Annotated in this window: 8 protein-coding genes; all 8 read right to left on the bottom strand. The window is 43.8% G+C overall.

Features of this window, described 5'->3' with window-relative positions; genetic code table 11:
- Window positions 1-6 precede the first annotated feature (6 nt).
- The 8 genes from ABDD94_RS14860 to fucP all read right to left on the bottom strand — a co-directional run bounded on the left by ABDD94_RS14860 (window position 7) and on the right by fucP (window position 16,969).
- Window positions 7-2,250 (bottom strand): GH92 family glycosyl hydrolase, encoded by a 2,244-nt coding sequence (locus tag ABDD94_RS14860; RefSeq protein ID WP_345952907.1) that lies wholly within the window; start codon window positions 2,248-2,250, stop codon window positions 7-9.
- Between the two features lie 111 nt (window positions 2,251-2,361).
- Window positions 2,362-3,570 (bottom strand): glycoside hydrolase family 71/99-like protein, encoded by a 1,209-nt coding sequence (locus tag ABDD94_RS14865; protein ID WP_345952908.1) that lies wholly within the window; start codon window positions 3,568-3,570, stop codon window positions 2,362-2,364.
- Window positions 3,571-3,576: 6 nt separating this feature from the next.
- Window positions 3,577-5,802 carry a GH92 family glycosyl hydrolase gene (locus ABDD94_RS14870; RefSeq protein ID WP_345952909.1) on the bottom strand — a complete coding sequence of 742 codons (2,226 nt, stop codon included), beginning with the start codon at window positions 5,800-5,802 and terminating at the stop codon, window positions 3,577-3,579.
- 177 nt (window positions 5,803-5,979) lie between these two features.
- Window positions 5,980-8,577: a galactose oxidase gene (locus tag ABDD94_RS14875; RefSeq protein WP_345952910.1), complete on the bottom strand. Its 2,598-nt coding sequence runs from the start codon at window positions 8,575-8,577 to the stop codon at window positions 5,980-5,982.
- 417 nt (window positions 8,578-8,994) lie between these two features.
- Entirely contained in the window at window positions 8,995-10,116 is a 1,122-nt protein-coding gene (locus tag ABDD94_RS14880; protein ID WP_345952911.1) for a glycoside hydrolase family 99-like domain-containing protein, read from the bottom strand.
- A gap of 6 nt (window positions 10,117-10,122) precedes the next feature.
- Complete coding sequence (locus tag ABDD94_RS14885; RefSeq protein ID WP_345952912.1) at window positions 10,123-11,865, bottom strand: SusD/RagB family nutrient-binding outer membrane lipoprotein; 1,743 nt, start codon at window positions 11,863-11,865, stop codon at window positions 10,123-10,125.
- An 11-nt stretch (window positions 11,866-11,876) separates the two neighbouring features.
- On the bottom strand, window positions 11,877-15,137 hold the full coding sequence (locus ABDD94_RS14890) for a SusC/RagA family TonB-linked outer membrane protein (RefSeq protein WP_345952913.1): 3,261 nt from the start codon (window positions 15,135-15,137) through the stop codon (window positions 11,877-11,879).
- Between the two features lie 599 nt (window positions 15,138-15,736).
- Window positions 15,737-16,969, bottom strand: a complete 1,233-nt coding sequence (gene fucP / locus ABDD94_RS14895; protein WP_345952914.1) for an L-fucose:H+ symporter permease — start codon at window positions 16,967-16,969, stop codon at window positions 15,737-15,739.
- Window positions 16,970-17,146: the final 177 nt, after the last annotated feature.

Raw genomic sequence — 17,146 nt, forward strand, 5'->3', positions numbered from 1 at the left:
TTAAAGCTATCTCGGACGATTTGCGACTGCCTTACCGAAATTACGGTTCGGCTTATCACTCATATAAACCTTCATGTTTCCGCCTGAGATGATATCCTGGTGCCGGATGTATGACCTGCTATATGGCTTGTTGTTCAATTCAATGCGATCGACATAAATGCTTTGTGAAGATGGCTTCACGGTTTCGACCGTAAAGGTCTTTTGCTTACTTAGCTGAATGGTTGCCTTTTTGAAGAGGGGACTGCCGATCACATAGTTGCCGGACGCCGGAAACACCGGATAAAAACCCAGCGAAGAAAAAACATACCATGCTGACATCTGCCCGCAATCCTCGTTGCCGATGATGCCATCCGGACGGTCATGATAAAATTCTTTCATGATGAAACTCACCTTCTCAGCCGTCTTCCATTGTTCTCCGGCATAGGCATATAAATAGGGAATGTGATGTCCCGGCTCATTACCATGTGCATACTGTCCAATGTTACCGGTTAAGTCTACCAGATCGCCGGCGGGTGGTATGGTAAAGAATTGATCAAGCTTTTTAATAAATGCTTCCTGTCCGCCAAGCAAGTTAATTAATCCAATAACATCTTGTGGAACAAGCCATCTGTATTGCCAGGCATTACCCTCAGCATAGTCAAGACCGTAAGGTTTCTCCGATTTTAAAGGGTTGAAATTGGGGTTCCAGGTGCCGTCGGCCATTTTACCGCGGAAAAACCCGACGCTTTTATCATAATAAAGCTTATAGTTCTGCGCGCGCTTTTTGAAGTATGCATAATCTTCGGTTTTGCCCAAAGCTTTCGCAAATGCTGCAATGCTGCCATCGGCTACGGATAATTCCAGCGCATTCGCGACCGGACGGCCTATACCCACATCAGACGGCACGGGCTGAAACTTTTTAAGATAGTTCAATCCTCTCATGTCAGACATCGCAGTGTTTCTGACCGCCTGATACGCCTTTTCCGCGTCGAAGCCGCGGTAACCTTTCAGATAGGCTTCGGCAATGATCTGCATACTGCTGATCCCTACCATCGTACCGGTATCATAGCCGTTTAAGTGCCACACAGGAAGGTAGCCTTGCTGATCATAGATCATAAGCATCGTTTTCACGATGTCATTCATCCTATCCGCATTGAGCAAAGTATACAGCGGGTGAGCAGCACGGTAAGTGTCCCAGGTAGAAAAAATGGTGTAATTGTCAAATCCGGCACTGGTGTGCGGTTTCTGATCGGCTCCCCAGTAATCTCCGTTATGATCGTTAAATAGTGAAGGGTGCATCATCGCGTGGTATAAAGCGGTGTAGAACACCCGTTTTTCGGCTTCATTTTCAGTTTTTATACCAACTTTTGACAATTCCGCATTCCACTTGTCGTCCGCTTGTTTCACAATTTTTGGAAAGTCCCATTCCGGAATCTCTGCGGTTATATTGGCGAGGGCATTATCGGCGCTGACTGGTGAGATACCCACCTTAAATTCCACCAGATCAGGCGAGGTATCAAAGCTGATCAAGCCTTTGGTTGCGGTACCCTTAAATTGTTTACCGGTCTGTAGACTAGCGCCCTCATACACTTGAAACCTTTGTATGGGCTGCGAAAACTTAACAGCAAAATATGCCTGCTGCCTTTTCGCCCAACCTGAGGAATACCGATAGCCTTTCAGCGTATATGCATCTGTCTGTTCGATATAAGTTTCGGTCGATTTATCGTTTAATCCCTCCTGCAAATCAATGATGATATGAGCATCCTTGGCATTATGGAATTTGTAACGATGGTAACCCACACGTTCCGTCGCGGTGAGCTCGGCATCAATGTTATAATCAGCAAGTGTAACGCTGTAGTAGCCGGCTTTAACCTTTTCAGTTCTATGAGAGAAGAGCGAACTGTAGCCCGACCGGTGGTCCTGCTGTGTTCCTTTATTCGTTTTCACTGCACCAGTATAAGGCATAACCGAGATATCACCCAGATCACCAATGCCGGTACCGCTCAGGTGCAGGTGCGAAAAGCCAATAATGAGACTATCGCTATAGTTATAGCCGGAACACCAGTCCCAGCCTTTAAAGATATTATTGGGCCCAACCTGGACCGCACCGAAGGGTACATTTGCACCTACAAACACATGTCCATGTCCGCCCGATCCAATGAGCGGGTCCACATAATTAGTCAGCTTTTGAGCTCGAGCGAGTTGCGTAGTACTAAATATTAAAGTAGCAGCGGTGATGTATCTAAAAAAAATAGTTTTGTAGCTATTCATAGAAATGTTTTGTATAATCGCTTGGTTTAAAATAGTCATATCAATAATGAGGTCTTTTTTATTTTGCAGGAGGCGGTGGTGGTATATCGAGCGGCAAGGGCGTTTGCTTTTTTAAATCCTGCCTGCGTAACCTGCCAAATAGAGATAATAGTCATTAGGAATGCCTTCTTCAAATTTCACAAAGTTACTTTTGCCTACCGGTGGGTTCTTGCTGATTTTGAAAATGGCCGTACCCTCGTCAATTTCGTCAAACATGGCAATATATAGCATTTTGGCCCCGACACTTATGTCACCTGATATTTGCTTCCAGAAAAACTGGCCCTTGTTACGCGGCATTTGGTCTTGCGGACTGTTGGGATACATATTATGCCAGCTAAAGCCCGGATATACCGTTGGGACATAGTCAATATGATTATCCGAACACCATTTAATATCCCCGGCTATATGATCTTTAAAGGCAGGATATTTTGCTTCATCGTACCGGCCCACAAACCAGGGGTGAATGATGTCTGCCGCACGAAACACATCCAAAAGGTGCGGGTCGGGCTCCGTATCACTTTTAAGATCACGCCAATAACCTGGTACGCCAAGCATGATAGAACAGCCGCCATAGACAGGGTCATTCTTTAAAAAATCTATAATCTTTTCTATATTACTAATCAGGTATTGCCGTTTGGCAAAACCAACTCCCCACAGCGCTATCAGCGGCTTCCCATTATGGTACAGGTAGGATTGTTTGTTACCACGTCCAGCTAACTTAAGGCTATCCAACAAATGTTTCCAGTCGTCCATAATAAGCTGAACATCCTCGTTACCCATCCCGGACAGGTCATACATCAGGCTGATTGCGCGGTGATGCTTTTCGGCTGCGTTTAATGCATTGCCAAGCACACGGTCGTTATGCTGCAAACTGGTCTTCTTCTTTAGGTTACTGATAAACCGTTGTACAAAAACACCGTCGATGCCATACTGCTGCATCCATCTGAAATGCAGATCGACGGTTGATTTATCGTAAGAACTAAATAAGTACGCTGAACTGCTGTCGGAAGACCGGAACGGTGTTTTGTACTTTACTTTATACTCACTCATATCAGGCCACATATCAACCTTTATACTTCCGGGCGCAAACTCGCCCCGTGATCTATAATGATTCCAGCCTCTTTTAGCACCATCACCTGGCGCATTGAACCAGCCCTGATAGCCTGCCATTACCAAACCCTGATAACTTTTGAAGGCCGAAGTCGCGCTATGTTTGGACTGGGCCAGGCCCGAACTGCAAACCAATAGGCTTAACCAACACAGCATATATTTTTTCATCATCGTGTATTATTCAACGCCCCAGCTTTTATTAGGCTTAGGTCCCATTTCCAATTCCAGTATGCCACCATTAATCAGTTGATTGTGGGTGAACCACGGCGTATCCAAAGCTTTGCCATTAAACCTTGCGCTTTGTATATATTTATTCACTACCGAGCAGTTATTGGCGAGGAGTTTAAACTGTTTCCCGCCCGGCAAATTGATGGTTACTTTCTCAAACAGCGGGCTTCCTATGGTATACACAGGTATACCCGGTGTCACCGGATAAAAGCCCATTGAAGAAAATACGACGAATGCGGACATCCCTCCACCATCTTCATCGCCTGGAATTCCCCAGATATTATCTTTATACCAAACATCTAACAAAAACCTGATCTGCTTCTGTGTTTTCCACGGAGCGCCTGTATAGTTGTATAAATATGGAATGTGAAAGCTGGGCTCATTACCCATGGAGTATTGACCAATAAGACCGGTCGCATCGGGAAACTTGCTCCAAAATTCATACTTACTGCGACCAAGCCCTTCACGAAATAATTGGTCAAGCCTTTTTTCAAAATCATCTTTCCCGCCCATCAGTTTAATCAGACCGGGTACGTCCTGTTGAACTTGCCACATGTATGTCCAACCGTTATTTTCGTCATAATAATCCCGTCCGCCCATACCACCGTCGAACTTAGGGTCTATCAGTATCCAATTGCCGTTGTTGTCTTTCGGCATAAACATCTTTAAAGCGCTATGCCATAAGTTCCTGTAATTTCCTCCCCGCGCGTTAAATCTGGTATAATCAGCAGTTTTACCCAGCTCTTTAGCCATTTGGCCGAGTGCCCAGTCATCATAGCTGTTGCCAAGGGTTATGGCCACCGCCTGTCTCTTTTCAAAGGGATGAACTTCGGGAACATATTCCACCTGGCCCTTTTTCAACGCCGGGAAAAAACCGTTTTTATAATAAAAGTCGTCCAGGAGGGTTTTAGGGCCGTTACGCCAAGGCAGCATGGTGGCCTGTGTCGCGTTTTTCAACATACCATCATACGCTTTATTCAGATCAAAACCTCTGATTCCTTTACGGTAATCATCCAGGAACATAATTGATGAATGGAACCCATTCATACAAGCGTGGTCACCAAATAACACGGGAAACGTGGGCATCCAGCCACTTTGCTCGTACATACTCACATAGGATCTGAGCATGTCCTGCTCCATAACCGGGTTGAGAATGGCCCGAAGCGGGTGTGCTGCTAGATAGGTATCCCAAGTCCAATCGTCTACGTAAAAAGATGAATTACTGGTATGGATTTTTTTGTCATAACCACTATAATACTGGTTACCCTCGGTTATGTCAACCATACGCTCATTACAGCGGTAAAGAGCGGAGTAGAAGGACCTTTTCTGCGCATCAGTACCACCCTCAATCTGGATTTGATTGACGACTTGTCTCCAAGCATCTTCCGCATCATCTTTGACCTTGTCAAATGACTTAGAGGCAACCTCGTCCTGAAAATTTTTCCTGGCCTGTTCGGCGCTGATGTAGGATATCGCATACTTAAAATCCACAGTCTCAGCTGCTGCACCGAAATCAATCCAGGCTTTTACATTTTTACCGGTTACGGGGCTATTGCCTTGTCCATCGGTATCTGTCCCGGTAGTTCCTTTCGTGTTGAACTTACCGTACATATATACCTTAATATCGTCATGGTAGGTTTCAAGGCCTTGAATTTCATCAGGTGAAATAAATTTCCAGGAACCAGGTCCTGCATTATAAAGGCTGAACAATAAGACCTTGGACTTTGCAGCAGCAGGGAAAGTAAACTTATAATAGCCGGTCTTTTTACCCGGAGTAAACTCGACGGTAATATCCTCATTTACTAAGAACGTTGAATAATACCAGGGACGCGTAATTTCCAGGTCATGGTCATAGGTGAGCTTTTGTCTCCACGAAGCGGCAGAAACTGGTGTAACTGACGGCATTAAGGCGAATACCTCACCTAAACGATGCGACACGATGGTTAACGGAAAGCTGGAGATCTGATCATCAAGATAAGAAGATCGCTGGGGATACATACGGATGACCTGGTTTGGAACCTGGACGGTGGGACGAGTGGGTTGTAATAACTGACCTACATTACCAACCCTGGTATCTATATACTTTAAATTATCATTACCCTGCTCTGCAGACTGAGCGTAGGTCAAAGTATAGAAGCAGCAAAAAACAGCAGAGCTCAGAAGAAATTTGAACATAAAATATTAAACAATTTAGGAGACATGTAATGGTTTATTTAAGTGGTAAATAAAGCCTCACTTGCTTAATAATTGTTTAATATTTGATTAATTAATGAACTTCTAAAATAAATTCTGCCTTGACACTACATTATATACAAATCGATGATAAAGGTGAATTTCACAACAGGTAATTATTTAGATATCGGAAGTTACGGCGTGGAAATCCTTTTTAAATACTTCACCGTAAATATTCTTATACTCTTTAGTAAAATTCTCGAAGGTGTTTAAGGCAAGCGAGTGTTTTCCCAGGGCTGACAGTGCACGGCATTTAATAATCATCGCCTCTTCATTAACCGGATCAAAATAAAATATATAATTGGCAATCTCGATCATCAATTCAGGCTCATAATTCCGGTTAGGAGCATGCAGGAATTGAAGATAGCAGTCGATAACTTCATTAGATATTTCAGACTTAAACGGGTCCAGCCACTCATACTCAATATTAGATAAAAAGTTTCCGCGTCGTGTTATATCCGAGAGCAATTTAATTTTTTCGACGGTTAGCTCCTTCTTGTCCTTGATGATCTGTAAATAGTTACCATAATCGACATAAGTTTGATTCATATCGTAATCAATTATCCATCCGCCGGTTTCCTTTGACAACTGACAATGGCCTATCTTATCGAGTAGTACTTTCAACTTTGCCATGTTAACGGACCGATTGTTCCGGGCACTTTTTACAGATTTATCATACCATAAAATCTCATTGAGCTTATCAGAACTCAGCCCCCTCCCCCAGCGAAGAGAATAGAGCAGAATGACCAAGAATAGTTCTTTTATCAGCGGTGTAAACGATTTACTGATATTGTTGCCATCTTTATCAAATACCTGCAGGTCACCGAAAAGGAACACGACACTTTTATGATGCATTCCCTGACTGCTCAGGCGGGTTTCGGGTGATATAACCGTTACATCAGGAGTCTCAGGAACTGGTATTACCTCTCTATCAACCACTGGTGGCGATGATACCTTGCTGATGGAAGGCAAGTCAGATGTTTCCTTGCGTTTATTCATGAAAAAGTATGAACAGCCGCCAATTACAGAGATCAACAAAATTCCGCCAACCAACCAGTAGTTCCGCTTCGTGTTTTTCACATTTGCATTGTTGTTTATGGCATACGGCGGACCTAACAAGGTAAATACATTTACACGGGTCTGATTCGCGTTAAGACGGAGCAAGGTCACTGCTACAAACTTCTTGGTCGATGGGCAGTAATACAGGTCAGCGTATGAATGTGTATCATGAAAAGTATAAGGTATGGGGTCACCAACCAACTTATAATTGGGGCTGGTCAACGAGCCTTTAATCAACTGTAATTTAGATTGATATTTATGCGCCGGAAATGTGAGCGCATAATAAGACTTTTGATTATTATTGATGACCAGTGAGTTGGCGAACGCAAAATCTTCCGCATTTGCCTTCAAGTCGTACAGTTTTTTGAAGGTATGATCTTTAACTGTAAAGCGCATCAGATCATACATATTCTTGGGATTCAAAATTTGTTTGCCGCTGCTGTTGCCAAACCCGCCTAAAATATAAATGGTATCGCCAGACCGATTTGCACCCAAGGCCGATAGGTAACGTGGGGTAAAGAAGTCACCCCGGGTTTTGACATCTTCCCATTTTTGTGAACCAAAACGATACTTCTGAACTTCATTTTTGTATAGCAGATGTCCATAACCGGCAAACAGGTATAAGGACGAATCAGAAGCCGACAGCGATTTGTTCACATGCCAGCTATTTGTTGATGGAGCTTTGGGAGATTCCTTAGTCCACTTACGCGAAGTAAAATCATAACTGGATATAAATCGCTGGTCTTTATAAAAATTATACAGACTATTGCTGGACGGATTGCAAATAGAGTAATTACCCATATTCAGCGTAATTGGACCAGTGGAATAATTCGTATTTATCCATTTTTCGTCACTTACACTTAAGGAATACAAGGAGTCGGATCCGACTATGTACAGCGTTTCTTTCTGGGGGTTGAATGCTGTACTTGCCATACCCTGTACGGTAAAGCTTTGTACTGCCCTCCAGTTACGGTGTAAAGCTGCTGCCCATAATGGATTTTCTACGCGACCATTATTTTGAGACATGTCTTCATGTACGATGGAACCCTTTTCCTCATTCAATCTCCAATTATATTTCAATGCGCCTGCTTCAAATATCTTTACATTTCTTATTTTCATCGGAGGCACATCCGTAGTTTGAAACTGTTTGAAAAGGCTTCCTCCTAACAGTACTTTATATGTTGAGGCCTTTTTAAATGGCAGTCTTTTTTCGACGTACCATTTTGAGCCGTCGTGAAGTAAAATTTGCCGCTTCTCAAAATCAAATCTGATCCGGATTTTATTCCAACTATTGAATAATTTCCGTTTTTCAATGTCGAATATTATTGAAGAAAGTTTTTCCCCTGTGATCACATTGAAGTGATTGTTTGGCATCTCCGCGTTATAAACAAGATCTACATTTTGCGTATCGCCTTCAATAACCCTTAGAATATATCCGAAGTATGTTTCTCTGTTTGGCAAAAATGATATCTCGAATTCTAATTCAAAACTTTTCGAAAAATTTAACCCTTTCTCTGAACCCAGGTCAACGAATGTCCTCTTTTCTTGTACTACCTCATGACTTGCAAAGGTCAGCCCGTCGGACTGCCCAAAAGCATTTGTTGCCGAGGAGATAAAAAATAAAGCTCCAAAAATTCTATAAAAAATAGCTCTGTACATTATAATTAGGAAACACCATTTGCAAAATTATACCATAAGTCGATATAGAGGTTTATCCGGCGAAATGGACTGCTGAATAATTGGTTTAATCTTCAAATTTAACATGTAATTTGAAAACTTCCATGCCAGAAAAAATTATTTTATTTTTTGTAAACATTAGGCTTATTAGAAGACAGTTGAGGAAGTATCGTATATTTTCAGATATTATAATGTGAATTTATCATTTTGAATTTCAAAATAATAAATTCACATCTAAGTGCCGGAATCAAACACCGTGTCCTCAGGCAGTGTAGCGCGTCAACCTTCGGGCTACATCCTGAACTGCACTTATGAGACGGTATTTAAGTACTTAACATTAATAACCGCAAAAAAAAAGAGGCCGCAACAAATGCGACCTCTTCAGTTTCATGGCTTTGGCTATCGCTTAAACTGTTGTTTGGTGATATTCAAATAAGAATCAGTATAGCTTTGTGCAGGCTCCAGTTGCGTGCCGTTCGCCCAGTCGTTAAATGAATCGATCAATACTAAGCGACCCTTGTTGTTCACGTTCATCTTCGCCACGTTACACAACTTCCGATACATTGCACCACCATCCTTTCGTTCTACATTTGGAAATACGGAAGTTGGTGCCGTAATCTTAAAGTCATTGCCGGGGTAAATATTCGGAATGTACTCCAATGAGTAATGTTGGGCCAGGTACTCGCGGTTGTATTTTAGATTCTGGTCCATGGCCTGTGGAAGTACATAGAAGAAGTCCCATGCATAGGCATTGTTCAATAGTAAGGACTGGTGATAAACGGCATCTACGCAGCCAGCAAAACGTGCAGGCGCATATCGGGCCGGCGGTGACCACCTTTCCTGATTACCCACAATGTAAAGTTCAACTCCTAAAGCCCTCAACCTGCTCCTTAATTCTGTATAAATCGCTTTGTTGTCATTGGAATAAAGGTTTCTGGAATCATTGATAAAGATCAGCGCTTTACCGTCAACCTTCATATAATTGGGGTTCTTGAAATATTTTTCCATCTTGGCGAAGTCATCATAAAACTGCGAAAGTTTTTGCGCGTTGCTTTCCAGTGGTGCAGCATCGGTCAAGGCATAGCTTGAAAAGTTATAATTAATGGCAAACTTCACTTTATTCTCGGGACCCGCATTCAAATAACTTCTGATCACCGTGGTGTCGATTTTGTAATTGTTAACATCCCGGTTTAAGGATCTGAAGTTAAAGACGAAATAATCGATGCCGCCCTGGACCGCATAACCCAGGTGCGCCTGCATGATGTTGAGCGGCACGCCAGACACATTGGACATCGTATATTTGCCCAGCACCGGCGTTTCTTTTACATTGGCATTGAATGTTGTAAAAAAAGTATAGAAAGCACCGACGTTATAGTTTTCGGTAACGGGTATCTCCTCGATCTCATAATTTAAAAATGAGTCCTCGACTGATGGGTCCTCGTTGTCTTTTTTACAGGAGGCAAGTGACCCTACCAGTAACACCAACAGCAGCATCCTGAATATTGAAAATATATGGTTCATTCTTCTTTATTTAAATTTTGATAAAACGGTAAATGTGGTTCCTGAAGCTTTAAGCTCTTCAACTGTCGTTCCGTACCATTTCTGGAGGTAAGCCAGATTGTAGAAAGTTTGAGTAGGCGTCCAGTCGCTGACGGTATACGGCGCCTCAAATTTCAAATAGGTTGTCGGTTGCGTATCATCAATGCCGTTAATGCCTAATTTTCTCAACGCATCGGCATATCCAACAGGATTCAAGCCCACAAGATCGGTGGGATAACTCCCGCGATGTGGTATATCAGCAGCCGTATTAACTAAAAGGTTATTGGCAGGGTTCGTGTGTGGCGGGAACCGCATAGCACGTGTGCGACGCTGCAGGTTCCAAGTTTCAAAAGCCCCGTCGGGATAATAATTCAACCAACGTTGTACCCAAATTTTATTAATGTTCGTTATTGGAATATCTGCGTTGGTATTGCCCAGGTAGTTACTAAACCCTTTTCCCTGGGTGTTCCATTTGATACCGTCCCGCGCTTTATAAGCATTCAGTTCGGCCGTACTGATCCCCAACCTGTTAAAGCAGGCATCGATACCTGAATAATAATAAGCTTCCGCCAGCTGGCTTCCGCCTAATCCAATTTCTTTGGCTTCAGCCTTTAAGAATTGTGCCTCCGCATAAGATAATATGACAAAAGGACGATTTGCAGCGTAAACATCAGCTACCGGTTCAGAAAAAGAGTTGATATTGGATGCCTGCAAAGGATCTACGGAATTGGAAAAGCTCGTCCACGAGGGCAGCTTTCCGGCTTTGATATAACCATTATAGGGTATCGGGTAAGAAACGACATACATGGAGTCAGTAGCCACATTTTTCAAGGTGTCCTGAACCAAATATCGGCTAGCCAGCGGCACCGGAGCATAATATTTCTCCATCCGAGGATCCTTGTAAGAGCGGAAGTAAAGCATTATAAAATCGCTCATCTTCGGCTGAGGTAGTGTAAATGTATTCCGTTTGAACCTGATATAATACGGGTTCTCATTATTGATCACATTTTCGTAGTTCATCTTGGCAGTTTCATTCTCCGTGTTGATGAGATTCGCCTCATCAGCCATTGTCTCGCTGATATGTTTTTTTGCCTCCTCCCCCAAATTCCGGGTGCACTGGAGCGCAACCCTTAATCTTAGGGTGTTGCCGAATTTCTTCCAGCTGAGCATATTCCCCCCATAGAGCACATCATAAGTAAACCGGTCGCCTGAGGGATTGATCTTCGATGCAGCATCCTTTAACTCGCTCAGGATAATCGCATAAGCTTCATCCTCTGTATTAAAGGTGATGTTTTGCAGGTAGTCCACATTATTGGCCTGTGTGATGGGAATTACGCCGAACTGTGAAACCAATATAGAATACACGTAGGCACGCCATATTCTGGCAGCCTGCACCCGGTTGTTGAAGGCAGGGTTAGACTCATAGGTTCTGATGACCTGTTGAATATTATTCAAGACATCAACATACATCGTTTTCCATATCCCGTTACCACGGGCATCCGTTACGTCATATCGATTACCCTGCTGTATGATGAAGTGTGCGATATCCCACCAGCGCTGTGTATTGTTATTGGCCATAGCATCATTGGTGCGCTTGATCGCCCCGGCCATAATCGCCTCGGGTGTTGCATTTTCAAATCTTGAGGGATCGGTGTTAATATCATCGAAGTTTTTTGTACAAGCGGGCAGGATCATACCTACCAGACAAATTATATATATATACTTTTTCATTGAAAGCGTTGTTAAAAGGATACTCTAAAATCAAATCCGTACTGGCGGTAAGGAAACGAGCCGCCATTATCAATTCCTTGTTGGTTGCCAGTTGAATAAGAAGCTTCCGGATCGATTCCGCGTGGCGTTTTGTTATAAATGATAAAGGGGTTACGGGCAATTAGCGCTAACCTGGCACTTTTGATGAAACTGTTCCCGACGCGTGCAAGATATTTTGGCGGTACCGTGTAGCCTACTGTCAACTCACTGATACGGATGGAGGTAGCATCAAATGTAATAGCCGGAACGTTGTTAAGTACCATATCGTTGGCCAAAAGCTGAGGGTCTACATACGAATTGTTTTTTGCACCCGGCAGAATGCGGCCGTCCGGACCATAAACTATCGCTCCGTTTTGCGTTTGCACAAAATAGGAATTAGGATATTGGCCTCCCTTACGGCGTTCCGCGTCCTCATAAGCCGTGGCTTTTCCGCCAACAGTTAAACCAATACCGCTTGACTCGTTACCATTTTCCCCGAGAATACCTCTGGAGAACAGCCATTCTTCACGGCCAAACATGGGATCCAGCGTTTGAATAGTTGTTCCATTCCCATTTGCGCGGCCATAAGTAGCAGAATAGATGAGGCCTCCCCATTTGACCGTAGTCAGGGCGGAAAGATCAAAACCTCTATACTTGAATCCGGTCTGGAAAGAACCCAGCCAATCCGGCCTGAAGCTGCCAAAAGCCAGATTAAGTTCTGGTTGTACCCTTCCGTTGGCGCTCACCAGCACTTTGTCGCCAACCATGTACGGTCCGCTACCCCGGATCACGCCATATGGCTGACCAACTTCGGCGTAAGTCGTTACACCCAGGACCTGGCCACCCAAGGCCCGGGAAGGCACACCTTCCGACAAGGATAATACCTTATTGATATTCCTGGAGAAGTTAACATTTACGCTCCAGGCAAAATCCTTTGTTCTAACCGGGACACCGCCCATGGATACCTCGATTCCCCGGTTTCTGATCTCTCCCGAATTCAGCACACGTGTTGTGTAACCCGTTTCGTATGGCGTGTTAGCCGTAAGAATCTGATTGGTTGTGTTATCCTGATAAAGGGTTACATTGAGGCTTATTTTATCTTTAAAAAAGCCCATATCAACGCCGATCTCCTTTGAAGATTTACGCTCAGGCTTCAGGTTGAAATTCTTCAGTGACTGCTCATAGCTCAATACGGGATTATTCAGGAAAAGACCTGTACTATTGTAACCATTGAGCAGCTGGTAAGGCTGACCGGAATTGCCCACAATGGCCAGAGACGCCCTTAATTTACCAAAGCTGATGATCGCGTTGTCCTTGAGAAAATTCGAGAAAAGAAAACTACCGCCTATAGAGGGATAAAAGAAAGAGCGCGCATTGCTCGGCAACATGGACGACCAGTCATTACGCCCGGTGACATTCAGAAACAAGAAATCCTTGTATCCAAGGGTCGCGAAACCTAATAATGAATTGATCTGGCTGCTTCTGGGTGCCTCTGTAGACGTAGGAAAAGCATTGGCGTTGGAGATCGTGGGTTTATCCTGCACCTGGAGCGCCTCGACTGTATTCGTGGATCGGGTATAGGAGTAAGATTGAATATTGCCGCCGAAATTCGCCGTGAACTTAAAATTCTTACCAAAATCTTTGTTGTAGGTCATCAAGCCTTCATATATCCAGTTCTGCGAGGCATAGTTCGCGTTTTGGTAATAGCCGTTAGTGTCGAGCCTGGCGCCAATTTCCCGGTAGATAAAGGAACGGCCGTAATCCAAATCTCCCGCCACGTTGGCTCGCACTTTTAGGTTCTTGGTCAACTGGCCGGTAACGGTCACGCCTCCGATCAGCCTGGTATGCTTGTCGTTGTTCTGATTTTCATTGATCACCCAAAGCGGGTTTTCTGCGCTGGCAAGATTAGCCCGCTGCACGGATCTGCCATTAGCATCTTTCCAGGGGTCAAACGCCGCAACGTCAGCACTGCGGGTCATAAATACATAGGCTGACATCGGACTGTTGGGATCAAGATTCCGTGCCGTCCTGTTCTTTGTATCATCATTTGTATACGCCACACGCGACTCAACGGTCAGTTTATCGCCGAGCTTGCGGCTGGCATTGAAATTGAGGTTGTGCTTCTTCTTAAGGTTCTGATTGGCTATCACATCGTTTCCACTCGTAAACGTGTAGGAAAGCCTGAAGGCAGAGGATTGGTCGGCTTTGTTAACGGAAATATTCGTCACGCTGGCTACCGACTTCTGATATAAATCACGGATATTGTTGGGCTGAGGATTGTAACCATGAGGTTGCCCGCTGAAGGTGTTAAACGGCTGACCCAACATGGGCGCTCCCCAGGAAACGTTACTCGTGCCCATATTGACAGCGCCCGTGGTGCCGAAAATGGCGGCGTTGTTCGTGACTAACCGGGTGTTAGTACCCTCACCGTATACATTCTGGTAGGCGGGAAACTCAGAGATCGCATATACCTGGCTATTTTGGTTAAATGTCACGCCGAAGCTTTTGTCTCCTATTTTCGCTTTTTTGGTCGTGACCAAGATGGCGCCGTTTGCAGCCCGCTGACCATACAAAGCAGCAGCATTAGCGCCTTTGAGCACCTCAATCGACTCGATATCATTTGGGTTCAGGTCGGCAGCCCCATTGCCATAATCCAGGTTATTGCCAAAAGAATCGCCCATCTGATTTTCGATAGGAACACCATCAACGACCCAAAGCGGCTGGTTGTTGCCGGATACAGAACTCTCTCCACGCAGTATAACACGACTGGAACTGCCTGGCTGCCCCGTTGAAGTCACCTGTATACCGGCCACTTTCCCGGCAAGGCTATTGACGATATTGATATCGCGATTCTCGTTCATGGAGTTCATGTTTACCGATTGCGAAGCATAGGTTACGGCTTTAGCCTGTGTCTGAATGCCTAATGCACCAGTGACCACGACCTCCTTCAATGTTGCTACGTCAGGAACCAACTTGACGTCAACTACCTTGTTGGCCCCAACTTTGATTGCCTGGGTCTTATAGCCAATCGATGTAATAACCAATACGGCATTCGTATTTGCCACGGTAATCGAATAACTACCGTTTACGGTAGTGGTAGTTGACCGTTGCCCGTTTTGGAGGGAGATAGTAGCTCCTACTACCGCCTCGTTGTTTTCGTCAGTAATTTTTCCCGTGATAACGATATTGCTTTGGGCTACAATAACAGTTACGGAAAAAAATACTAACCCAATGACTAGTAAAATTTTTTTCATAATTTCAATTAGGGTAATGAATTTGTTGGTTTATAATCGGGGCTGAAATAAGCGGCGCCTTCATAAAAAATGATTAATAATTTCTTAATGTCGGCGGGAAAAGCATTTATTTTTGCGAATGGTCGTGTTAAGGGCATATCGCGCTCCTTATCATTATTAATAACACAGTAAGATTAGTTGCTATTTCCAGACAATATCACAACAAACGCAACCTCAGATAGCCATGTTGATAATTCTGTTTGTTTTCAAATCTTAGATCAAAATTATTCATCGTGAATGATCTGCCTCTTCGCTTAATTTCCTAAATGAAGTAGAAGAATGTTTCCACCTTGGTATCCGTAATGAACTTTGATCACTGTTAAGGAACATTCAGTTCCTGCCAGCACTAGTTGACCATTTAAATTAGCTTTTAGGTTGAGCGGGAAAACCGCCCACTCAACCTCAGGTTCATACCATGATCGTGCTCCAAAAAGGTCGGCGCTTACATCCATTAACCGATAGACGTTTAATAGTGCACAACTGTGAGGGAAAAATCACTGAATAGATACCAGAAGGCAGGTTCTGCTATCCGCCAGCCAATCTTCATAAAGAATAATTCCTTAATTGCGCGCTTTGGAAAATTTAGCGGCAAACAGGAAAATAACCAGATAGCAGATTATGGGTAGATAGTAGGCTTTTGCTACATCATGATCAGCGATCTGGCCCATTAACAGCGGAAAAAAGGCACCGCCAACAACCCCCATTGAGATAAACGACGAAGCTTGCTGCGTTTGGCTTCCCAGATTTTTGATACCTAAACTAAAAATGGTCGGAAACATAATACTGAAGAAGAAATTAATCATGAGCAAGGCAATAAAGGAAGGCCAGCCCCAACTCTGCGCAACTACTATACACATTAAAATGTTGCTGAGGGCGAATGCGGCCAATAATTTGTTAGGTGCAATGAAACGCATGAGTGCAGTGCCAGTAAAACGACCAACCAACATTAAGCCCATGAAAAATATCCCCATATAGGTTCCTGCTGCTTTATCAGTAAATCCCATTTTTTCATGGCTGTAATTTATAAAGAAAGCCCAGGTACCAGACTGTGCAGCTACGTTAAAAAGCTGTGCAATGGCAGCCCAAACAAAATGACGATGTTGAAACAGCTTCTTTGACGGCACAGGAACTTCCTCCACATCGAATCCTTGAGTAATCGGTGCATGAGGATCTATCAGCGCCGGAACTTTAACAAAGGAGAATGAGATAGCAACCAGAGCAACTGCCGTACCTAAAATGATGTACAGGGTTTTAACCGATGCCAAGCCATCGACGTCGCTGTCTCCTGCGTTACCAAAAACAAAAAACGAGCCGATAAGCGGCCCGAGCATGGTACCCATTGCGTTAAAGGATTGGGCGAAATTGATTCGCTGGTCGCTCGTTTCCTGGTGGCCCAAGGAAGCGACAAATGGGTGGGCAACGGTTTCAAGAGTTGACAAGCCGCATCCGACAATAAATAAGGCAAGCCTGAAGAAATTAAAAGATTGGCTATTGGCAGCAGGTACAAATAGAAAGGCACCTAAAGCGAATAAGGTCAGGCCTAAAAGCACCCCACTTTTATAGCCATATCTTTTCATAAACAGCCCGGCCGGAATCCCCATGATAAAATACGCACCAAATATGGAAAATTGTACGAGTCCGGATTGTGCCTTAGATACGTGAAGCACTGCCTGAAAGTGCCGGTTCAGCACATCAGCAAGGGAAATTGCAAGTCCCCAGAAAAGGAACAGGGAGGTGACAAAAACTAGCGTAATCAAAAATTTCTTTTCGGTAAAATTGGGTTTAATGGTCATGAATGTAATTTAAATTTATGTATTGGTTTATGCAGCATTCCCCTAAATCAAACGTCAGGAAATGGTTACAAGAAGTTTATCTGATAAAGTAAAGAGGCGGGATTAATCAAAGTCTAATAAATAATTAACTGGTTTCGCTTCAAACAAAAGTTGACATCGCGATACCGGATTCACAAT

Source organism: Mucilaginibacter sp. PAMB04168, from assembly GCF_039634365.2.
In the GTDB taxonomy this organism is placed as follows: Bacteria; Bacteroidota; Bacteroidia; order Sphingobacteriales; family Sphingobacteriaceae; genus Mucilaginibacter.